16 protein-coding genes are annotated in these 22,383 nt (G+C 43.5%); all 16 read left to right on the top strand.

Features of this window, described 5'->3' with window-relative positions:
- Positions 1–8 precede the first annotated feature (8 nt).
- The 16 genes from PY092_RS18325 to PY092_RS18250 all read left to right on the top strand — a co-directional run bounded on the left by PY092_RS18325 (position 9) and on the right by PY092_RS18250 (position 22,310).
- Entirely contained in the window at positions 9–683 is a 675-nt protein-coding gene (locus tag PY092_RS18325) for a bifunctional 4-hydroxy-2-oxoglutarate aldolase/2-dehydro-3-deoxy-phosphogluconate aldolase (RefSeq protein ID WP_275617214.1), read from the top strand.
- On the top strand, positions 683–1,663 hold the full coding sequence (locus PY092_RS18320; RefSeq protein WP_275617213.1) for a TRAP transporter substrate-binding protein: 981 nt from the start codon (positions 683–685) through the stop codon (positions 1,661–1,663). Before PY092_RS18325 ends, PY092_RS18320 begins: the two co-directional genes overlap by 1 nt.
- Entirely contained in the window at positions 1,660–2,121 is a 462-nt protein-coding gene (locus PY092_RS18315) for a TRAP transporter small permease (RefSeq protein ID WP_289623269.1), read from the top strand. Before PY092_RS18320 ends, PY092_RS18315 begins: the two co-directional genes overlap by 4 nt.
- A 5-nt stretch (positions 2,122–2,126) precedes the next feature.
- On the top strand, positions 2,127–3,422 hold the full coding sequence (locus tag PY092_RS18310) for a TRAP transporter large permease (RefSeq protein ID WP_275617212.1): 1,296 nt from the start codon (positions 2,127–2,129) through the stop codon (positions 3,420–3,422).
- 40 nt (positions 3,423–3,462) lie between these two features.
- Complete coding sequence (locus PY092_RS18305; RefSeq protein ID WP_275617211.1) at positions 3,463–4,827, top strand: 3-keto-disaccharide hydrolase; 1,365 nt, start codon at positions 3,463–3,465, stop codon at positions 4,825–4,827.
- A gap of 4 nt (positions 4,828–4,831) precedes the next feature.
- Complete coding sequence (locus tag PY092_RS18300; protein WP_275617210.1) at positions 4,832–6,172, top strand: Gfo/Idh/MocA family protein; 1,341 nt, start codon at positions 4,832–4,834, stop codon at positions 6,170–6,172.
- Between the two features lie 6 nt (positions 6,173–6,178).
- Positions 6,179–7,357: a Gfo/Idh/MocA family protein gene (locus PY092_RS18295; protein WP_275617209.1), complete on the top strand. Its 1,179-nt coding sequence runs from the start codon at positions 6,179–6,181 to the stop codon at positions 7,355–7,357.
- A gap of 605 nt (positions 7,358–7,962) precedes the next feature.
- Positions 7,963–8,517: an RNA polymerase sigma factor gene (locus PY092_RS18290; RefSeq protein ID WP_275617208.1), complete on the top strand. Its 555-nt coding sequence runs from the start codon at positions 7,963–7,965 to the stop codon at positions 8,515–8,517.
- A gap of 165 nt (positions 8,518–8,682) precedes the next feature.
- Entirely contained in the window at positions 8,683–9,870 is a 1,188-nt protein-coding gene (locus PY092_RS18285; protein ID WP_275617207.1) for a FecR family protein, read from the top strand.
- 63 nt (positions 9,871–9,933) lie between these two features.
- A complete protein-coding gene (locus PY092_RS18280; protein WP_275617206.1) occupies positions 9,934–13,455 on the top strand; it encodes a TonB-dependent receptor in 3,522 nt (1,173 codons plus the stop codon).
- A gap of 17 nt (positions 13,456–13,472) precedes the next feature.
- Positions 13,473–14,852 carry a RagB/SusD family nutrient uptake outer membrane protein gene (locus PY092_RS18275; protein ID WP_275617205.1) on the top strand — a complete coding sequence of 460 codons (1,380 nt, stop codon included), beginning with the start codon at positions 13,473–13,475 and terminating at the stop codon, positions 14,850–14,852.
- A 200-nt stretch (positions 14,853–15,052) separates the two neighbouring features.
- On the top strand, positions 15,053–15,940 hold the full coding sequence (locus PY092_RS18270; protein WP_275617204.1) for a PIG-L deacetylase family protein: 888 nt from the start codon (positions 15,053–15,055) through the stop codon (positions 15,938–15,940).
- Between the two features lie 57 nt (positions 15,941–15,997).
- Positions 15,998–17,254: an MFS transporter gene (locus PY092_RS18265; RefSeq protein ID WP_275617203.1), complete on the top strand. Its 1,257-nt coding sequence runs from the start codon at positions 15,998–16,000 to the stop codon at positions 17,252–17,254.
- A complete protein-coding gene (locus tag PY092_RS18260) occupies positions 17,254–18,108 on the top strand; it encodes an ROK family protein (protein WP_275617202.1) in 855 nt (284 codons plus the stop codon). The genes PY092_RS18265 and PY092_RS18260 overlap by 1 nt, the downstream gene beginning before the upstream one ends.
- A 13-nt stretch (positions 18,109–18,121) precedes the next feature.
- Complete coding sequence (locus PY092_RS18255) at positions 18,122–20,761, top strand: exo-rhamnogalacturonan lyase family protein (RefSeq protein ID WP_275617201.1); 2,640 nt, start codon at positions 18,122–18,124, stop codon at positions 20,759–20,761.
- Between the two features lie 79 nt (positions 20,762–20,840).
- Positions 20,841–22,310: an SLC13 family permease gene (locus tag PY092_RS18250; RefSeq protein WP_275617200.1), complete on the top strand. Its 1,470-nt coding sequence runs from the start codon at positions 20,841–20,843 to the stop codon at positions 22,308–22,310.
- The last annotated feature ends 73 nt before the right edge of the window (positions 22,311–22,383 follow it).

Raw genomic sequence — 22,383 nt, 5'->3', positions numbered from 1 at the left:
AAAGCAAAATGGCAAGATATTCAAGGTTGGAAGTAGTACGAGTAATGCAGGAAACGGGTATGGTTCCATTGTTCTATCATTCCGACATCGAAATTGGGAAGAAAGTGCTCAAAGCATGCTATGATGGTGGGGCCCGTTTGATGGAGTTCACCGCACGTGGCGATTTTGCCTTTGAAGTGTTCTCGGAGCTGAACAAATATGCCTTGGGGGAACTCCAGGGGATGATCATGGGAGTTGGTTCCATTACGGATGCCACTGCAGCATCCATGTATTTACAAATGGGAGCGAACTTTGTGGTAACCCCTTCTTTAAGGGAAGATATCGCCATAGTCTGTAATCGCAGGAAAGTACTTTGGTCGCCAGGCTGTGGTTCTTTGACGGAAATCAACAAGGCAGAAGAATTGGGATGTGAACTCATCAAGCTTTTCCCCGGATCCACCTATGGTCCAGGGTTCGTAAAGGCAATTAAAGGCCCCCAGCCATGGACAAGTGTTATGCCCACTGGAGGGGTCAGTACGGATGAGGCAAACTTACGAGCTTGGTTCGATGCAGGGGTAACCTGCGTGGGAATGGGTTCAAAACTGATTTCCAAAGATATTCTGGAGGAAAAAAATTTTGAAGGACTTCAGCAAAAAGTGGTGGACACCTTAAAATTGATAGAAAAAATCAGAGGAGAAGAATAATGAAACAGTTCGTTGCCATTCTTTTGTTGTTCACGTTGTTCTTCGCCCTAGGTTGCGAAGAGGTCGGTAGTATCAAGATCATAAGATTGGCGCACGGTCTGGATATCAACCATTCCGTGCACAGGGCCATGGTAAAAATGGGGGAAGATCTTGACATTGTTTCAAACGGAAGGCTTCGTATAGAGATTTATCCCAATCAACAATTGGGCACCGAACGTGAAATCCTGGAATTGATCCAGCTCGGCAGCCTGGATATGACCAAAGTATCGGTTGCCACGTTGGAGAATTTTGCCCCGAAGACCAGAATATTGGGCCTTCCCTATCTTTTTGAGAGTCGTGAACATGCTTTTAAGGTGCTGGATGGCCTTATTGGGCAATCATTGTTGGACAATGCCGAACAATTTCGATTGAAGGGTCTGGGCTATTACGATGCCGGGTTTCGAAGCTTTTATACCAAACATGCGCCCGTAACTGCTCCAGATGACTTAAAGGGTCTTAAAATCAGGGTAATGGAAAGTATCACCGCAATGGATATGGTCAAAAGTCTTGGCGGGTCTCCAACACCTATTTCATGGGGAGAACTCTATACATCCCTGCAACAGGGCGTGGTGGACGGAGCGGAGAACAATCCCCCCAGTTTTTATCTTTCCAAGCATTACGAGGTGTGCCCCTATTATTCATTGGATGAACATACCTTCTCCCCGGACGTATTGATTGTTGGCACCCGGTTTTGGGATGTCCTTTCAGAACAGGAAAGGGGTTGGATTGACGAAGCGGTAAAAAAGTCCTTGGGGCACCAGCGGAAATTGTGGGCCGAATCAGAGGCAGAGGCATTGAAAAAAGTCCGGGAGGCAGGTGTGAAGATTTCGTATCCGGACAAACAACCATTTATAGAAATGACAAAGGAAATGTACCGGGCATATGAAAATGATGAAGAATTGAACAACATGATACAACAAATAAAAACATTGGCAAATTGATTGGGTTCAAGAACATATTGGAAAATATTTTGGCGCGTTTGCTGGTGGTCCTGATGAGCCTCATGGTGCTGAATGTGCTTTGGCAGGTGTTCAGCAGATATGTCATGGGCGAACCAAGTCCATTTACCGATGAACTTGCCCGCTTCCTTATGATCTGGTTGGGGTTGTTGGGAGCTGCCTACGTATCGGCAAAAAATGGTCATGTGGCCATAGATGTACTGGTCAAACGGGCCAATGCCAAAAATCAAAGACTGTTGAAAAGAGTGGTATCCGGTTTTATCATCCTTTTCTGTCTGGCGTCAATGGTAACGGGGGGCGGATGGTTGGTGTATACCACCTATGAACTCAAACAGCTTTCGCCTGCACTGGGGTTGCCCTTGGCGTATGTGTATATCGTGATTCCCTTGAGCGGACTGATTGTGGTCTATAATAAAGTTGTGGAAATACTAACGGATTGAGCCTTATGGAATATATACCCTTACTCGTTTTGATCATCAGTTTTATAGGGCTCTTGGCCATCGGCACCCCTGTAGCCTGGAGCATAGCCATCTCATCCATGTTGACCCTGCTGGTCAGTGTTCCCATGTTGCCCGCTTTTGCTACCATATCCCAACGAATGGCCACTGGTTTGGATAGTTTTGCCCTATTGGCAATCCCATTTTTCATATTGTCAGGGGAATTGATGAACCATGGAGGGATTGCCCACCGTTTGATAGCTTTTGCCAAAACCTTGGTCGGTGCACTGCCTGGAGGACTCGCTCTGATCAATGTTATATCAGCGATGTTCATGGGGGCCATTGCAGGCTCGGCCATGGCCTCGGCCTCGGCCATGGGCAGTATTCTTGGGCCAGAAATGGAAAAAGAAGGGTATGACAAGGGCTTCTCCGTATCCGTCAATATTACCTCGGCCACGACCGGGTTGGTAATTCCCCCAAGTAACATTTTGATTGTGTATTCCTTGGCAAGTGGCGGGGCATCCATTGCCGCACTTTTCTTGGCAGGGTACATCCCTGGGTTGATTACCGGGTTGCTCTTGATGGTGGTCGCCATGTTCTGGGCCAAAAAGAAAGGGTATGGTACCGGACAAAGGAGTTCCTTTAACCAAGTTTTTAAAACTTTTATCGATGCCGTTCCAAGCCTTTTCCTATTGGTTCTGGTCATTGGGGGCATCGTGGCGGGTATATTTACCGCTACCGAAGCATCCGCCATTGCAGTGCTATATAGTTTGTTGTTGGGTTTTGTCTACAAGCAGATAACCATTAAAAAACTCCCCAGTATCTTTTTGAATGCCTCGTCCACTACTGCTGTTGTCATGCTTTTGATAGCGGCCTCCATGAGCATGTCCTGGGCACTTTCTTTTGAGCATATCCCTCAGGACATCAGTTCGGGGCTTTTGTCCATTACCGACAACAAGATTGTCCTATTGCTCATCATAAATTTGATATTGCTGATGGTGGGTGTCTTTATGGACATTACACCGGCTGTTCTCATATTTACCCCGATATTTTTGCCCATCGTGACAAAATTGGGGATAGACCCGGTGCATTTTGGCATCATCATGATCTTGAACCTTTGCATTGGACTGTGTACACCTCCAGTGGGTTCAGTACTCTTTGTTGGAGTGGGTGTGGCAAAAACATCCATTGAAAAAGTGATAAGGCCACTGTTGCCATTGTTTGCGGCCATGATATTGGCCCTTTTTCTGATTACCTATATTCCAGAATTGGCCCTCTGGCTACCAGGTCTTTTCGGCCTATAATCGAATTGTAAAGTATAATTTTTAACTCATGACACATAAAATGAACAAACTAAAACTAGGGGCCTTGGCATTGCTACTGTGTTGGTCTTGTGCCGATGCCCCCAAAGACGATGTACCATGGGTCGACTTGACCGATGGAACCCTGAACGGATGGAACCAAAAGGGCGGAGAAGCCAATTATGAGGTAAGAGGGGATGCCATTGTGGGGTCTACCGTCCATGATACACCCAATTCCTTTTTAACTACGGATAAGATGTATGGCGATTTTATTTTGGAATTGGATTACAAAGTGGATTCAACGATGAATTCGGGAATTCAAGTAAGGAGCAATAGCTTTCCCCATTATCAAAACGGAAGGGTCCACGGCTATCAGATTGAGATCGACCCATCGGACCGGGCATGGAGCGCCGGTATCTATGACGAAGGTCGAAGAGGTTGGCTTGTCACTTTGGACGATAACCCAGAAGCACAGAAAGCCTTTAAACAAAACGATTGGAACCACTATAGGGTCGAGGCGATCGGGGATACGATCCAAACTTGGATCAATGGAGTGCCCGCCGCCCATTTGATTGATGACAAGACAGCAAGTGGTTTCATTGCTCTTCAAGTGCACAGTATCGGTAAAGATCAGAAGGAAGGAACAGAAATTGCTTGGAAAAATGTCAAAATTTTAACCGACAGCCTTTCAAAATATAGCAAAGAAATGCCCTTGGCACCAGTAGTGACCAAAAATCAGCTGACCATTGACGAGGAAAAAAATGAATGGAAATTATTATGGGACGGTGAAACGACCAACGGATGGCGAGGTGCCCGTCTTGATGATTTTCCCGATAAAGGTTGGGAGATCAAGGATGGTGTATTGACGGTTCTTTCTTCTGGAGGTCAAGAATCGGCAGCTGGTGGTGATATTGTCACCACAGAGCTATATGGTGATTTTGAGCTAAAAGTGGATTTCAAATTGACCGAGGGCGCCAATAGTGGTATCAAATATTATGTGGACACCGACCTGAACAAGGGACCAGGCTCCTCTATTGGGTTGGAATATCAAATTTTGGATGATGAAAGGCATCCGGATGCAAAACTGGGGAACCATGAGGGTAGTCGAACTGTAGCTTCTTTGTACGATTTGATTAAAGCAGATATCAATAAAGCTATCAATCCTATTGGGGAATGGAATACGGCCCATATCATTTCAAAGAATAACCATGTGGAACATTGGCTCAATGGTGCAAAAGTACTGGAGTACGAGAGAAAAGGCGAAGCATATCGCAAACTGGTATCCGAGAGCAAGTATGTGAAATGGCCCAATTTTGGAGAATCCGATAGAGGCCACATATTGTTGCAGGATCATGGGGACCAGGTAAGTTTTAAGAATATAAAGATGAAACCATTAGATCAAGAATAGAAGTATGGGAGCGCGAAGAGATTTTATAAAGAAAACAACGGTCGCAGCCATTGGCATGGGCCTACCCAGTAGTATCAATGCTATGACAGCTAGGAGTTACAACAATATTTTAGGTGCAAATGATAGGATTCATCTTGCCATTCAAGGATTGGGAAGGCGATATGGTGCGTATATTCCTTCCATAGTAACAAAAGAGAATAATGTACGCTTAGACTATCTGTGCGATGTTCGGGATAGTCAATTGGAAAAGGCGGTACAAAATGTCTCCAAACAAATAACACATCATCCCAAACAGGAAAAGGATATCAGAAAGATTTTGGAAGACAAGGATGTGGATGCGGTTTTTATGGCCACTCCAGACCATTGGCACACACCGGGGGCCTGTATGGCCATGGAAGCAGGTAAACACGTGTATCTTGAAAAGCCATGCAGCCATAACCCCCATGAAAACGAAATAGTGGTTGCATTTCAAAAAAAATACGATAAGGTGGTCCAAATGGGTAACCAGCAACGATCATCTCCCCAGAGTATCGAAATCATCAAAGATATCCACAACGGCATTATAGGCAAGGCCTATAAAGCGATAGCCTTCTATACCAATGGAAGGGGAGAGGTTCCGATACCTGTAAAGACCGCACCACCGGAAGGCTTGGACTGGGAACTGTTTCAAGGGCCGGCCCCAAGGAAAGCCTATGCCCACGATACTTGGGACTATAATTGGCATTGGTACGGTTGGGATTACGGAACCGCCGAAATGGGCAATAATGCAACCCACGAATTGGATATAGCGAGATGGGCATTGGATGTAAAATACCCGGAATATGTGGATGTGATTGCAGGAAAACATCAATTTTTAGATGACGGATGGGAAATGTACGACACCATGGAGGCTACCTATGCGTTTGCCGATGATAAGACCATTCAATGGGATGGTAGCAGTAGGAACGGTTATTCCAAATATGGTCGAGGTCGAGGCACTCTTATTTATGGTTCCGAAGGTTCGGTAATGGTGGACCGTGACGGATATGAACTGTATGACCTTAAGGGGGAATTGATCAAGGAAAGTAAATCCGGTGGCAGCGAAGGTGGTACCGCTCTTGGAGGCGGTGGCGATCTGTCAACAAGGCACGCAGTGAATTTTTTTAATGCCATTAGGGGAAAAGAAGCGTTGACATCACATATTGAAGTGGGGGCCATTTCACAAATGTTGACGCACTATGCCAATATATCCTATCGAATCGATAAAGGCTTCAATGTGGATGGGAATACGGGCAGAATATTCGATCGGGAAGCCATGGCGCTTTGGAAGAGAACTTATGAACTCGGATGGGAACCAAAACTTTAAGCGGATATGAAGCGACGAGACTTTATCGTAAAAAGTGGTTTGGCAGGTTCTGCTGCCTTATATGCCCCAACGGTGCTTGGGTATGGAACACCCAGTGCGAACGAAACCATCAATGTAGGTGTCATTGGAACAGGAGACCGGGGCGGCGGACTTATTCCATTTATCAACCAGATTCCCAATATGCGGGTAGTGGCCTGTTGCGATATCATTCCATTTAGGCTTAGCTCGGGACTTTCAAAAGTAGAGGGAAAGGCCAAAGGGTATGCTGATTATAAAAAAATGTTGGAGGACAAGGATGTGGATGCCGTTTTGATGGCGACCCCTTTCAGTACACATTCCAAAATCGTTGTCGATGCCCTAAAGTCAGGAAAGCATGTGTACGGGGAAAAGACCATGGCAAAGGGATACGAGGGAATAGAAGAATTGGTGGCAGCGGCCGACGCATCCAATGGCATATTCCAGGCAGGGCACCAATACCATAGCTCCCGTTTGTATTCGCATGTCGTTGATGAGATCAAAAAAGGTAAGATAGGTAAAATAACGGCTTTTGAGTGTCAATGGAACCGTAATGGCAATTGGCGCCGCCCTGTGCCGGATCCAAAATGGGAGCGTATGATCAATTGGCGCATGTACCGGGAATTTTCAGGGGGCCTTTTGGCCGAACTTTGTTCGCACCAATTGGATTTTGCCAATTGGGTCATGGGTGCCATGCCAGAAAAGGTCATGGGCATGGGGGGCATCGATTACTGGAAAGACGGTAGGGAAACCTATGACAACATCCATCTTATCTATAGCTACCCCAGTGGAGTACGGGCATCATTTACTTGTCTTACCAGTAACGCCATGGGTGATTACAAGGTCAAGGTAATGGGGGACAAGGGAACCTATATCTTGGATTATGTTAAGGCTTGGTACTATCCCGAGGGAAGCTACCAAAAAGAGATCGGGGAGGTCGATGGTGTTTCAGGGGCAACTTTAAACTGGGATCAAGGCAGGGGGATTCCATTGGAGTTTGACCATGAGGACCCTAGCAAACAGGCCTTAATTGACTTTAGAGACAGTATTGTGAGCAATACCTTGCCCGTTTCCAATGCCAAGACAGGTGCCATGGCCGCAGCTTGTGTGCAAATGGGATTGGATGCCATGTATGATGATAAGATCGTGTTCAATACACAGATGGGATGATGGAGCGGTTTCCCATTCAAAATCCGGCAGCATCTTTTTAAAACACGACAATCGATTAATGGACATAGGTGCCTTGTTTTTTGCATTTTAGGGACGGCTGTAAATCCATTCTACATAATTCGATGGTCAATAATTTTTCAAATTTCCTATTGTTTGACCCAAACCTGAATTTAAAGAAGATGGCCCGCATGTTTTTGAAATTGAAAATGAATCGCTTTTTGACATCTTTTTTGTTTTAAAAATGCAACCTTGATGAAGTCCATCTCATGGAATGGAACGGTGCCAATAATCATAGACCATAAAAACAAAATGAAAAAATGATATGGTTTTAAAGATTTTTTTATACTTTGTTAACGTTTTTTGGAAAATATTTCTATTGGTTTTCATTCATGCGATGAACAATTAATTCCCTTTCTCACGGAAAGTGATTCATTGTACGGAATTGATTTTTCAATTAAAGCACTTTTTTCGTTTATACAGGTTTTGCCCGAAAACATAATTCGAGCGACACATGTTAGGAATAAAAGTATTGGCATATAAAAGCTGAGCAAACTATACTTTGACGCTTTAATGGCTGCCTAATACTTTAAAAGAAAGGCGAAAAAATGGATCAAAATAGCTTTGATAACGAACCTTACCTTGTTGAACAATTGAAAATAGGCCAGAAAGAAGCCTATGCCCACCTTTTTAAGTTGTACCACAAGGAGCTTTGCAATTATATGACCGCGATTTCTGGAAATCCAAAGGTTTCCGAGGATATTGCCCAACAGACCTTTATAAAAATATGGGACAATCGTTCCAAGTTGCAGATCGGGAAGAACAAATTGAAACGATACGTTTTTAAGGTGGCCTATAATGTCTTCATTGATTCCCGAAGAAAAAAGAATAAAGAGTCCCAACTACTGGAAAGTTTAAAGCAGCAGGCATATCTGGAAATGACCGAGGTGGATAGTTCCCTTTTTGAGGAACGACTTAAAATGGTGGAAAGGGAAATAGACAATCTCCCGGAACAGTGCAAGAAAGTGTTCATCATGAGCAAAAGGGAAGGATTGAAATACAGGGAGATTTCCGAACAGCTCCACATTTCGATAAAGACCGTAGAGGTCCATATGGCTAGGGCGATGAAGCGCCTAAAGACTCAGCTTACCAGTTTTCTATAGTAGTAGGGACCGAATTTGGTTCCATTTCTCTTTTTATTGGTTTTTTAACGCTAATTCCGGCGTTGATTCCTGTTTACTTCACAATATATATGTTAAAAAAATGAAATTCTTGTAAGGGTTTTTTGGAAATGCTGCGTCTCTTAATAAAGTGACAAAAAAAATCAGATGACCAGACTTGATATAAGAAGGATAATCACAAGGTATATCAACCAAGAGGCTTCCCAAGAAGAATTGGCCATTTTATACGAATGGGTAAAAAAGGGAAACAACAAGGAAGTTTTCAAAAAACTGGTACAAGCGGACTTCTTGGTCAATTACGAGGAAAAACCTTGGGAGACAGAAGCTGCTTTCGAGAACTTTTTGGGTTCAATTAAAAGCAAGGACGATGTGAAAATCCGCTATATGGGCAAGGGTACGCGTCCGCAACTATGGAAATATGCTGCCATCATTACCATTATGATGGGCTCCTCCCTATATTTTCTCTTGACCCAAACAAATTCCAGCTCCGTTCCAGTTGATATGGACTCGGATGTCAACCAGATCACACTGCAATTGGACAATGGGGAAGTGTTGACCATAGACCCGGAAACCGATGGGACTGTGCAAAGTCGTAATGGAAGTACCATGGTATCAATGGTCAAAGGGGTACTGACCCAAAAGGAAAAAAAATCGATAGGGAAGATTACGAACAATACCATACGGGTACCCTATGGAAAGAATCTATCCATAACACTTCAAGATGGCTCCACCGTCATGTTGAACTCCGGTTCCAGTATGACATACCCCTCCAGTTTTGAGGGAATGGAGACCCGGGAGATCAGTCTGACAGGGGAGGCCTTTTTCGAAATCGCCAAAAATTCCGAACAACCCTTTATCGTAAAAACCAAAAGAATGCATACTCGGGTGTATGGAACGGTTTTCAATGTTTCTGCCTATGAAGATGATGAGATCAGTGAAGTGGTGCTGGTGGAGGGGTCTGTAGGAGTAGGGAGAAGTCTTGAAGGGGCAGATCATGCTATCCAAATGCTACAACCTTTCCAAAAAGCGTCAAACTCGTTGGAGAATGAAGACCTCTTTACCGTGGAGGATGTGGATGTGTCCTCCTATATATCCTGGACCAAGGGCATATTGACCTTTGAGAACGAGGCGATGGAGGATATCATCAAAAGATTGGAGCGCCAGTACAATGTGAGGATCGAGAACCTGTACGGAGAGCTTGAAGAAAGACGGTTTACCGGTATGTTCGATGAAGAGGATATTGAGCATGTCCTCAGGACCATTCAGGCACATACCCATTTCAGTTATGATAAAAAAGATGATTTGATAATAATTAAAAAACCTAATAAACAATAGTGCCTATGATGTGAAAACCAATAGACCAAAAAACAGATACTAACTAACTACACCAATTCAATTATGAAAAAAAACAAAATATTATGTGCTCCGTTGCCTAAAATCGGCAAAAGACTGATGTACGGCTTTTTTTTCCTCTTCATTCTAGGACAGGTCAGTGCCGCATCGTGTGCACAGTATGATAAGGTCGCTCGCAGCTTTGACAATACCAAATTGAGCGATGTTTTTGAAACCATTACCGAAACTACCGGATATAAGTTTTTCTATGAAGCTTCCGAAGTCAATGTCAACCGAAAAATCTCTGTAAATGGAGAAAGCCTTTGTGTGGAGGACTTTCTTAAAGAGGTCTTCAAGGATACCGACCTTACCTTTGAGATTATAGCAAGGCAGATTGTTATCAAGAAAAGGGACAAAACCCTTCCAAGTCTGGTTCCGCAAAAAAAGATTGAAACGGAAAACCCACAATCCAACCTAACGGGGCTAGTACTGGACGAATCCGGTATCCCTTTGGCCGGTGCCAGTATTATAGCAAAAGGGACCAGTGTTGGGACCACTACGGATTTTGATGGGAATTTTGAGATCACATTGCCTTCCGGGGTAACTGTTATCCAAGTCTCTTATATTGGTTTTCTGTCAAAAGAGGTAAATGTTGCGGGTCAAACCTCAGTAACCGTTACCATGGAGCAGGATGCAGCTGCTTTGGAAGAAGTGGTCGTTGTTGGATACGGTACATTGGCAAAGAAAAAGGTGACTGGATCTGTGGTTTCCGTATCCACGGAAACCATTACCGAGGTACCGGCACTTACACCTGAGGCCGCACTGATCGGTCAAGTATCAGGGGTGCAGGTACAGGAGGTTTCCGGAGAACCAGGTGCAGCTCCAAATATTAGGGTAAGGGGTTCTGGATCTATTTCTGCGGGAAACGATCCATTATTTGTGGTTGATGGGATTCCCATTTCTCGAAATCTTACATCCTCAAGCCAATTGGGAGGCATTAATAACCAAAGGGCCGCCTTTCAGCCTCCAAGCATAAACCCCTTGGCCACATTGAATCCAAATGACATTGAATCCATCCAAGTACTTAAGGATGCCAGTGCCGCCGCTATTTATGGTTCTCGTGGTGGGAATGGGGTATTATTGATCACTACCAAAAAAGGATCTAACGGGGATGAAGGTGTTTTTTCATTTGATTCTTATGTAAGTATGCAATCTGTCGCCAATAAGTTGGATTTGATGAATGCGGAGGAACTGATTGATTATACAAGGGACTCAAGAAACAATGCTTACTTGCAATCCGTGGAAGGAGCCTCCATTGACGATCCAATTGGACCAGGAGAAAGGGGAAACGGGAATTATGAGATGCCCGAATCTTTTTTGAATTGGGATGGAACCGATACCGATTGGCAAGATCTTATGTTTAAGACAGGAATAGTTCAGAGTTATAACTTTTCTTATGCTTCGCCAATTAGGAACAAAACAAGCTTTTATGCCTCCACAGGATATTTTTCGCAAACAGGGGTAATAGATAAGGCTAAGTTTGAACGTTATTCCATCTTACTGAACTTAAATTCCCAATTGACAGAAAAGCTGAATTTAGATGTAAGATTGGCGCCAACGGTTACCGAAAATCAAAGGGTTCCGGCAAACGCACCCTATTTTGGAACCCCTCCTGGAATTGTATATTCGGGAATTGTTCACTCACCCACTGTGAGTCCTTACAATCCAGATGGAACAATCAACCAATTAAACAACCAATCGTATTTGGGAAGTGGAACCACGACGGCAAGTAATCCTTTAGCTATTATAGAAGCTGTGGACGATCAAATTTTCCAATTCCAGACAAGGGGAACCCTTGGTTTGACTTATGACATTCTTCCTGAACTGAGTTTTAAAACATTTGGAGGAGTCTACATCAACTTGTTCAACCAGGATTTTTATAGGGCCAACACATTGTTATACCGAAATTCAGCGGATGGCAACCCTTATGGCCAAGCCTCTTCTTCAACCGAGACCAATTGGCTTTGGGAAAATACACTGAATTGGAAAAAGGAGTTTGGGGATCATTATGTGGATGCTGTTTTGGGATACACTGCCCAAAGAGACAATTTGTCGTTGCAAAGGGTAATGGCGAATAATTATCCAGATGACCTAGTGCCAACCGTAAGCGGAGGACAGGTATACGGTGGAACCTCTGTTACTGAACAATGGTCTTTATTATCCTCCCTATTTAGGGTAAACTACAGTTACAAAGACAAATATCTTTTTACAGGAACCATAAGATCTGATAAATCTTCAAGATTTGGGAGAAATAACCAAACGGGATATTTTCCTTCCTTTTCATTGGGGTGGAGATTGAACGAAGAGTCGTTTTTGGAGGATTCGGAAACCATATCAGAGCTGAAGTTGCGTGCCAGTTGGGGTCAGACAGGAAACTTTGAAATTCCTAACTACGGGGCTGTAGGTCTACTTTCACCTCAGAACTATAACCTTGGAGGGAACGAAATCAATGGATTGGTGCAGAGCACTATCCCAAATCCGAACCTAACTTGGGAGAAATCTGAACAGATCGATGCGGGTATTGAGTTGGGGTTGTTTAATAATAGAGTATTCCTTTTGGCTGACTATTATGACACCAAGACAAGAGACCTATTGTTGAATGTTGCCATATCATCCGTTTCAGGATTCGAAACAACTTTGAGAAATCTTGGAGAGGTTCAGAACAGAGGTTTTGAATTGGCTTTGAGCACTAAAAATTTTGTTGGTGATTTTACGTGGAACACCGATATCAACTTTTCTACCAATAAAAATGAGGTACTTTCCTTAAATGAAGGAAACGAACCCATTTATTCTTCTGGAAGTGCAGGTGTAAGGCACGTTACCCGTGTAGGAGACCCAATAGGAAGCTACTATGGGTATGTCGTAGATGGAATTTATCAATCCCAAGAGGAAATCGATAATGCACCCTTTGATACACAGGCACCCGATCCAGCCCCTGGAGACTTCAGGTTCAAGGATGTGGATGGTGATGGGGAAATCACACCGGACGATAGAACAGTGACCGGTAGCTATTTCCCGGACTTTACTTGGGGTGTAAACAATAGATTGACTTTTAAAAATATCGATTTCAGTTTCTTGATCCAAGGAGTCGAAGGAAACGAGATATTGAACCTTACCTCCAGACACATGAAGAATGGTGAGGCCAACTTTAACTCCTATGCCGTTTTCAATGAGCGATGGAGATCTCCTTCAGAACCAGGAAACGGATCCATTCCAAGAGCGGATAGGGAATCCGGAAATCATGGGAACAATAATAGACCTTCTTCCTTTCAAGTAGAAGATGGATCTTATGTGCGTTTGAGAAATGTGACCTTGGGCTATACTTTGCCAACTGAAAAGTTTTTCGGAAGCAAAATTCAGAAACTTAGGTTTTATGTTACCGCTACCAATCTCTTTACCATAACCGATTACCTCGGTTACAACCCAGAGGTCAGTAGTATCACAACGAATAGTTTGACCCCCGGGGAGGATTATGGGGCATTCCCATTGACCAAGTCCTTTACCATGGGGGTAAACCTAAAGTTCTAACCTAAAAAACGGAAAAAATGAAACGAATTCTATATATGATACTATGTACGGCCCTATTTGCCGGGTGTAGTGAAGACTTTACCGATCTCGCGCCAATTTCCAATAGAAACGAGGCAGATTTTTATAACGGTCCCGAAGATTTCGAGGTGGCCATAAATGCCAGTTATGCCGGGCTGCAAAGCACTGGAGTATACGGTCGTGGGTACTGGACGATGTTCGAGATGCGAAGTGATAATACCGATCAGGGGCCCGATGCCACTGGATTGGCTCGTCAGTATACTGAAATAAATTCCTTTACCGAGGATGCTCTAAATGAACAGATCACTTCAGCTTGGAGTGAGTCTTATAGGGTAATCGCAAATTGCAATGTTATTTTGGAACGCATCCCTTCCATAGAAATGAGTGGAACGCTTCAGAATAGAATCATCGGGGAGGCCTTGTTCATACGTTCATTGGTCTACTATCATTTGGCCATTGGATTTGGTAATATCCCATTGCAACTTACACCGTACGTGAGTGGTGATGAATTGGTTCAGGTTGATGAAAACACTGTTTTGGAGCAATTGGTGGCCGATTTGACCACTGCTGAAGAAAACCTGCCGGTTTCCTATTCGGGAAGTGAGGTGGGAAAGGCAACCAAGGGAGCTGCCGCCACTTTATTGGCCAAGGTTCATTTGACCTTGGGAAATAATTCAGCTGCTGAACCAGTACTTAGACGTATTATTGGCAATTACGGTTATGAATTGTTGCCTGATTATGCCGATCTATGGGGCATTGCCAATGAGAACAATCCGGAATCGATTTTTGAGGTACAGTATATCAGTGGAGGAATTGGACAGGGTAGTCTTTTTACCAATGACTTTTCCCCAAGTACCGATTTGCAGACCGGTTCCGGTTTTGGACGAAACCGACCTACTGTTGATATGCAGGAAGCTTATGAAGATGGGGATTTGAGATATGAAATTTCCATGGGGGCTACCTACACGAATTTGGAAGGGGAAATAGTCGAAGCCAGACACGTGAGAAAATACCAATCAGATTTGGCCGTTGAAAACGATTCAGACACCAATTTTGTGGTATTCAGATATGCGGATGTACTATTGATGTTGGCAGAAGCCCTTGGGGAAACACCTGAAAGCTATGACTTGATCAATGAGGTCAGGGATAGGGCGGGTCTTTTGGATATCGATGCTTCCACACCAGGTTCATTTGAGGAAAAATTACTCCACGAAAGAAGAGTGGAGCTGGCTTTTGAAAACCATAGATGGCCCGATTTAAAACGGTTTGGCGCCACTGGTCTTGTTCCAGATGCCGAAACGTTCATCACAGGTACTCGTGAGTATTTCTATATCCCCCAAAGGGAAATGGACATCAATCCAAATTTTTCGCAAAACTAAAAAGATAAGAAGATAGTGCATGTTTTCATTCATTAAGTTAGTTTGATTGATTGGCCCCAATTCCATGAATTACCTACTTATCACTATGTGCCAATCAATGTCATAATGATTTGGAAAACAAAGAATTATTAAGGTTGTCCCTTTTGGGATGATCAGCATGACAATTGTAAAATGTTAACAAATTTATACCTATTAAAACAATGAGAAAATTAGTAATGGCCGTTTGTTTATGCTTTGCATTTTCAACCCTTCAGGCCCAGCAAAAAAAAGTGTTGAATATTCTAGCTATCGGGGCACACCCGGATGATTGTGACTCCAAATTTGGAGGCACGGCAGCACTGTTCGCCAAAATGGGACACAACGTAAAGTTCTTGTCCTTGACCAATGGTGATGCAGGTCATTATGCCATGGGTGGTGGCGTTTTGGGTAAGAAACGTAGACAAGAAGCAAAGGATGCAGCCAAAGCATTGGGAATTGCCGAGTATGAAGTATTGGACAACCACGACGGAGAACTCTTCCCGACCTTGAACGTCAGATTGGAAGTCATCCGTCGTATTAGGGATTGGGACGCCGATATTGTTCTAGGGCTTCGACCAAATGATTACCACCCGGACCACAGGAATGCTGGATCGGTGGTACAGGATGCGGCCTATATGAACATCGTACCCAATGTAGCACCAGATACCCCTCCCTTAAAAAAGAACCCTGTCTTCCTTTACATGAGTGATCATTTTCAAAAGCCATATCCATTTCAAAAGGATATCGCCGTAATTATAGATGATGTGATAGACACCAAAGTAAAAGGATTGGCCGCCCACGATTCCCAAATGTTCGAGTGGTTGCCATGGACCAATGGCGTTGATGTTTCCACCATACCAACGGATGGGCAGGAGCGATTAGATTGGCTTAAGGACAAATGGATGAACAGAACAGCGGATGCCAGTACCTTGGAAGCAGTCAAGAAATGGTATCCCAATACGGACATTTCAAAAGTGAAACATGTGGAGTTCTTTGAGATATGCGAATACGGCAAGCAACCCACGGATCAGGAAATCAAGGAAATGTTCCCCATGTTGGGTTCAAAATAAACAAACACCACTGACCGCCCAGGTAGTATCCAAATTTAAATAACCAACCAATTGACTATGGAGACCAGCAAGCCCAGGACCAAAAGGTATACCCACATTATCGGATTGGTAATGATCGTGTTTTTTGTGATATCCTTCATTACCAACATTCTTAATTCCATTATTGTGGATGTAAAGGATAGCTTTGACCTTAGCCTTACTTTGACGGGCCTATTGCCCTTCACTTTTTTCATAGCTTATGGCATTATGTCCATACCCGCTGGATTTTTGTCTGAAAAGTATAGCGAAAGGACTTTGCTTTCTGTTTCTTTTTTGATCATGGCGCTTGCTTCCCTGGGTTTTGCATTATTGCCACAATACGGGGTTTTCAGTATCACGCTGTTCGTATTGGGATGTTGTATGGCCGTTTTACAGGTCATCATCAATCCGATGCTAAGGGTTGCCGGTGGCGAAGAGCACTTTGCCTTTAATTCCGTTTTGGCACAACTGGTATTTGGTGCTGCATCCTTTTTGAGTCCCTATTTGTACAAATATTTGGTAAATGATGATCATTCGGATGATACCGTAGCGTCATTGTTGCGTGGATGGGTTCCACAGGATTTGCCTTGGGCATCACTTTACATCGTATTTGCATTGATCTCTTTGTTCCTGTTCATTTATGTTTTTTTGACCAAATACCCAAAATTCGAAAAGACCGAAGAAGAGAAGGCAGGCAGCAAAAGTTCGTATTGGGATCTTTTAAAGAATAAATGGACAATTCTCTATTTCCTTGGCATCTTTTGCTATGTGGGCACTGAGCAAGGGGTGGGGAACTGGATTTCACAGTTTTTGAGTCAATACCACGGTCTTGATCCCAAAACCACCGGTGCCGATACGGTATCCTACTTTTGGGCCATGCTCACAGTAGGTTGTCTGTTGGGGCTGTTGCTTCTCAAGGTAATGGACAGTCGAAAACTATTGATTTTGGCCACATCCATAACCGTTATCAGTCTTATTGTGGCTTTGACGGGTTCAGCGCAAATGGCTTTGATAGGTTTTCCAGCGGTTGGATTTTTCATTTCCGTAATGTACTCCATCATATTTTCCTTGGCACTCAATTCAGTGAAGGAGCACCATGGTTCCCTATCTGGGATTCTATGTACCGGAATAGCTGGTGGTGCTGTGATTCCTTTTATTGTAGGGGGATTGGGTGAACTATTGTCTCTAAAGACAGGGATGTTTTTCTTGATGATCCCACTGGCTTTCATTCTTACCATAGGCTTTTGGGCCAAACCCTTGGTAAACAATAAGACCATAAGTTTAAAAAAGGATTAGTGAAAAAACAGGCACAGACGATTTTAGGGATTGATGTCGGTGGGACCAAGATCAAAGCGGGAAGGGTCGAAGGCAATCAGGTGGTACAAACGGCAATGGTGGGAGTCAATCGCGAGGATTCCCAAAAGAAAACGCTTTCCAACTTGTTTTCCATAATGGATGAAGTGTTCAATGATTCCGTAGCGGGCATTGGAATAGGCGTTCCTGCTATAGTCGATTCAGAATCAGGTATTGTTTACGATGTTCAAAATATTCCAGATTGGAAGGAAGTTCGATTAAAGGAACTGGTCCAACAAAAATACAAAGTACCGGTATTTATAAACAATGATGCCAATTGTTTTGCATTGGGCGAGAAGTTTTTTGGAAAGGCCAAAAGCTATGATAATTGCGTGGCCCTTTCATTGGGCACAGGGCTCGGCATGGGAATTTTAATAGATAGCAAGCTTTACAATGGTGTCCTGTGTGGTGCTGGTGAAGTGGGTATGCTCCCCTATAAAAATGGGATTATGGAACAATATGCCGGAAGCTTCTTTTTTGAACATGAATATGGGGAATCAGCAAAGGAACTGTTCCATAAGGCAGTACAGGATGATACGGTAGCCCTTTCGGCTTTTAGACAATATGGGGCGCATTTGGGAGAGGCCATAAAGGCCATTCTTTATTTGTTTGCACCGGAATCCATTATCCTTGGTGGTTCAATAAGTAATGCCTACCCATTTTTCAAAGCGTCCTTACAAGAGACCCTTGGCTCGTTTGCCTATCAAAAACAACTTGAAAATTTTAAAATCGAAACATCGGATTTGGTGGATTCACCCATTTTGGGTGCAGCAGCACTTTGTCTGAAAAATGAATAATATTTCAATACAAATGAGAATACTACTTATATTTCTATTAGCAAGTATCCTGCTTCATTCCTGTACTGAAACCGAGTCATCCGGGAAACAGGTTAGCATTACGGTAGAGAACAACAAAAAAGGGGCTCCCATAACCTTGGGCATTCCCTTTGCCAAAGGAGAACTCAAATCAGCAGATCATGTAAGGTTGATGACTTCAAGCGGAAAAGAAATCCCATGCCAAACCACTGAGGTAAGCAATTGGGCCCCAACTGATGATAGTGTGAAATGGATATGGGTATTCTTCTTTTCAGAAGATACACAGGATTATGTGTTGGAGTATGGAGACAAAGTAGTTCCTATCCTTCCTAATGAAAGAATAATTTCCACAAACAATATGAGACCACAAGGAGGAATAGATGTCAATACTGGACCCATTTCTTTTTCAATCCATAAAAAAGGGAATGGTTTTTTGGATGAGGTTTTCCTCGATTCAAACAAAGATGGGAAGTTTGAAGAAAGCGAATTGATAGCTTCATCACCAGAAAAGCACAGGGGTTCCTTTTTGGATCTTTTGGACGATGCTGGAATTGATTCTTCCAAAGCTGTTATAAACGAAGTATTCCGAGAAAAAGGGTCCGGTCCCATGCATACAATTTTTAGGATTGAGGGAACATATCTCTATAGTAGGGAGGACAACAACCTGTCGCCTTTTACCATTTGGTTGCATGCGTATGCGGGAAAAAGTTACATAAAGGTATTACATACAATGACGTACACTGGTATTCCTGATAAACATAAACCACAAGATGGGGAACATGCGAACATCGCAACACAAAACAAAAAAATTATATCTGAGAATACGGGAGACGATGAAGGTTGGACACAACCCAATGATAAAATCGCTGCGATTGGACTCCAATTGAAGTATCATTTGGATGATAATGCAACGGTTTCCATGCCAATGTATGATGGATCTTGGCAAAATGATGAAGCATCAACAACCATAGAGGAAACAAGTTTGCAGGGAAATACACCAGTTCAACTAATGCAGAAAGGGCCTTCAAGACGAAGAGCGGCCAGCCTAAGGAACATTTATCTAAACGAAACCATCGAAACTGATGATGACTCCAATGGGATTGAATTCGAGGCAACGGTTAAGCATGGGGAAGATGAGCTTGCAAAATCGGAAAGAGCCAAAGGGTGGATGAACATTACCGATGGTAAAAGGGGAATAGGTGTAGGTATTAAGAACTTCATGAAAGAATATCCTAAAGGGATAAAAGTTGACCCGTCCAATAATTTGCTCTTGGGAAGTATATGGCCAGAAGAAAATGGCCCGATGAGCTTTGAAAGGCAACATACGGAACTTGATGGCGGAATGTTGGCCAATCTTGCTCAAGGTATAACCAAGACCACGGAATTTATATATTACTTTCATGACAACGATAGGGATGTAGCTGAAAAAATGGATTACGTTGTGGAAAGCCCTGTTGCACATGCCACTCCGGAATGGTATGTCAATTCCAAGGTGTATGGTAACATGGCACCAATATCCTCCAAACATCCTGAATTCGAAAACGCCTTACAATATAGGTATCAGTGGTGGGCCTACAACCAAAAACATGAACCATGGTACGGGATGTTCAACTATGGTGATGGAAAAACCTATTATTATAATGGAAAATGGGTTCAATGGACCAACAACGAACCCACTGTGGATTTTATGTTGTGGACTAACTTTATGCGTACAGGTGACCCAAAATACTTCGAATTGGCGCAGGCCATGAGTAGACATACTATGGATGTGGACAACATACATTGGCCTAAAAAACGTACTTACTTTGGACAGATTAATGATGCTATCGATTTTTGGAACTTCGAGGATGAACCAGAGTCCACGCCCTACTTAGGTATAGGAAGAAGGCATGCCAATGAGCACTGGTATTCCTTGTTGAGTGCGCATGTTTGGATTCAAGGATGGATAGCCGATTACTATCTAGCTGCAGACCATAGAGCGCTGGAGGTGGCAAAAATGACAGGGGACACTTATATTAATAGAATTTGGGGGGAACACGATCTTAGAGGAAGAAGACTGTATTTATCGGTGTTGAATCTAGTGGAGCTTTACGATGCAACAAAACTTCAAAAGTACAAAGATGAACTCGATGATAGGGTGCGAATGACGTTGGAGTTCCAAGAACGCCAAGGTGGTAATCTATTGTTGGACAGGTATGGCTACAGTCAAACTTATGTGGCACAAGGGCTTTATAAATATCAGCAGATAACAGGGGATGAGAAGGTCCGCAAAGCTTTGTTGAAACACGCCAGATGGGTAAGGGATGTGCCTCCCCTGAACCACGAGATGGAATCTTATCTAGCTACCATTTACCCCTTATTGTTAGGATACGAAATCAGTGGGGAAAAGGTGTATTTGGATGAGGCGCTTGCACGTGCAGAGAAGCTTAAAATTGGTGAATTGCCAAAAGAACCAGATGCATACGAAAGTGCAGCAGAATATAGTGAAGACCTTTTGGAGATATCGAACTTGCCCATGAGCATGGGAAGATTTACCAATTGGCAAACAAATCAAGGGCTTCGCGTGTTTGGATGGACGCATGCTTACAATATACCTTACTTGCTCTATTGGATGGATCAAGAGCGTATCGACTAAATCCAGTAATCTTCGCAAAGGGATAGTGTGCCTTGGCCACTGTCCCTTTTTTATTTACGCACAACTAAACAACAACATAATGTCATATAAGAAATTCGGCTTTGTATTGGGGCCGCTTCTATTTGCCCTGGTCCATTTCCATTTTGCAGGGGACGGCCTCTCCGAGGAGGGGCGTGATATTTTGGCAGCTACCTTATGGATAGGGGTTTGGTGGGTCTTTGAAGTGATTCCAATAGCGGCAACGGCATTGCTCCCCATCATCCTGTTCCCTTTGTTGGGTTCAATTTCATTGAGCGATACCACTGCCAGCTATGGCCATAAATATGTGTTTCTTTATATGGGAGGATTTATGTTGGCCATAGCGATGGAGAAATGGGGCCTACACAAAAGAATAGCACTTCACATCATAAGGGCCATCGGAACCAATATGTATACCATAGTATTGGGCTTTATGGTAGCAACGGCCTTTCTTTCCATGTGGATTTCCAATACGGCAACAACAGTGATGGTATTGCCCATGGCCATTTCCATAGTAAAACAATTGAAGGATAGCCCCAATACCCTGAAGGATGAGAACGAGCTGTTTGGTAAGTTAATGATGTTGGGCATAGCTTATGCCGCATCAATTGGGGGTATCGCAACCTTGATTGGCACACCTCCCAATTTGGTTTTTGCTGGTTTTGTCCAAGAGGCATATGGAGTGGACATCAGCTTTTGGCAATGGATGAAATTTGGTGTGCCCGTTGCATCGGTTCTCTTGGTATTGGCCTGGCTGTATCTGACAAGGTTGGCCTATCCATTGGAAGAGGTACGCTTCCCCGGAGGGAAAAAGGAGATTAATAGGCTCTTGGTTGAATTGGGACCCATGGGCAAGGAGGAGAAAATGGTACTGTTCGTTTTTGTACTGACCGCTTTTTGCTGGATAACGAGATCATTTTTATTGCAAAATCTCATACCTGGGATTGATGATACCATTATTGCGATCGGTTCTGCAATATTGCTTTTCATTATTCCGGCAAATGGTAAAGGCCGGCCTCTGATCCAATGGGATGAAGCCCTGGGGATTCCATGGGGGATCATTCTGCTTTTCGGTGGAGGTTTGGCAATAGCAAAAGGGTTTCAGGATACGGGGCTGGACCTTTATCTGGGTGGTCAAATGACATTTTTTGATGGGTTTTCACTGTTTGGCGTCTTATTGCTTGTTGTGGCTTCCATCAATTTTTTGACCGAGATCACCTCAAATTTGGCGACCACTGCCATGATGTTACCGGTTCTGGCCCCTTTGGCGGTGTCATTGCAAGTCGACCCGTTCATACTTATGGTGGCCTGTACGGTCGCAGCGTCCTGTGCCTTTATGTTGCCAGTGGCAACCCCTCCCAATGCAGTTGTCTTTGGGGCCGGTTATTTACGGATTCCGGAAATGGTACGATCTGGCTTTTTTATGAACATGGTATCTATTGTATTGATGACCTTGGCCGTTTATTTTTTACTGCCGTTGGTCATGGACTTTCCCGATGGTATGGACAGAATTGATGTTCAATTGGATTGAATCTGCCTCCGATCGGTCTTCTAAAAATCAATCAGTTGTACATTTGTAATGGATTAATGTCTTCGTACATTTT

It is taken from the genome of Flagellimonas yonaguniensis, from assembly GCF_029193885.1.
Taxonomy (GTDB): Bacteria; Bacteroidota; Bacteroidia; order Flavobacteriales; family Flavobacteriaceae; genus Flagellimonas; species Flagellimonas yonaguniensis.
This window is presented reverse-complemented; position numbering and strand designations above follow the sequence as displayed.

Bases quoted from the DNA above. Each gene is read 5' to 3' on its own strand.
- PY092_RS18325 (WP_275617214.1), top strand. From the start codon at position 9: ATGGCAAGATATTCAAGGTTGGAAGTAGTACGAGTAATGCAGGAAACG.
- PY092_RS18320 (WP_275617213.1), top strand. From the start codon at position 683: ATGAAACAGTTCGTTGCCATTCTTTTGTTGTTCACGTTGTTCTTCGCC.
- PY092_RS18310 (WP_275617212.1), top strand. From the start codon at position 2,127: ATGGAATATATACCCTTACTCGTTTTGATCATCAGTTTTATAGGGCTC.
- PY092_RS18305 (WP_275617211.1), top strand. From the start codon at position 3,463: ATGAACAAACTAAAACTAGGGGCCTTGGCATTGCTACTGTGTTGGTCT.
- PY092_RS18300 (WP_275617210.1), top strand. From the start codon at position 4,832: ATGGGAGCGCGAAGAGATTTTATAAAGAAAACAACGGTCGCAGCCATT.
- PY092_RS18295 (WP_275617209.1), top strand. From the start codon at position 6,179: ATGAAGCGACGAGACTTTATCGTAAAAAGTGGTTTGGCAGGTTCTGCT.
- PY092_RS18290 (WP_275617208.1), top strand. From the start codon at position 7,963: ATGGATCAAAATAGCTTTGATAACGAACCTTACCTTGTTGAACAATTG.
- PY092_RS18285 (WP_275617207.1), top strand. From the start codon at position 8,683: ATGACCAGACTTGATATAAGAAGGATAATCACAAGGTATATCAACCAA.
- PY092_RS18280 (WP_275617206.1), top strand. From the start codon at position 9,934: ATGAAAAAAAACAAAATATTATGTGCTCCGTTGCCTAAAATCGGCAAA.
- PY092_RS18275 (WP_275617205.1), top strand. From the start codon at position 13,473: ATGAAACGAATTCTATATATGATACTATGTACGGCCCTATTTGCCGGG.
- PY092_RS18270 (WP_275617204.1), top strand. From the start codon at position 15,053: ATGAGAAAATTAGTAATGGCCGTTTGTTTATGCTTTGCATTTTCAACC.
- PY092_RS18265 (WP_275617203.1), top strand. From the start codon at position 15,998: ATGGAGACCAGCAAGCCCAGGACCAAAAGGTATACCCACATTATCGGA.
- PY092_RS18255 (WP_275617201.1), top strand. From the start codon at position 18,122: ATGAGAATACTACTTATATTTCTATTAGCAAGTATCCTGCTTCATTCC.
- PY092_RS18250 (WP_275617200.1), top strand. From the start codon at position 20,841: ATGTCATATAAGAAATTCGGCTTTGTATTGGGGCCGCTTCTATTTGCC.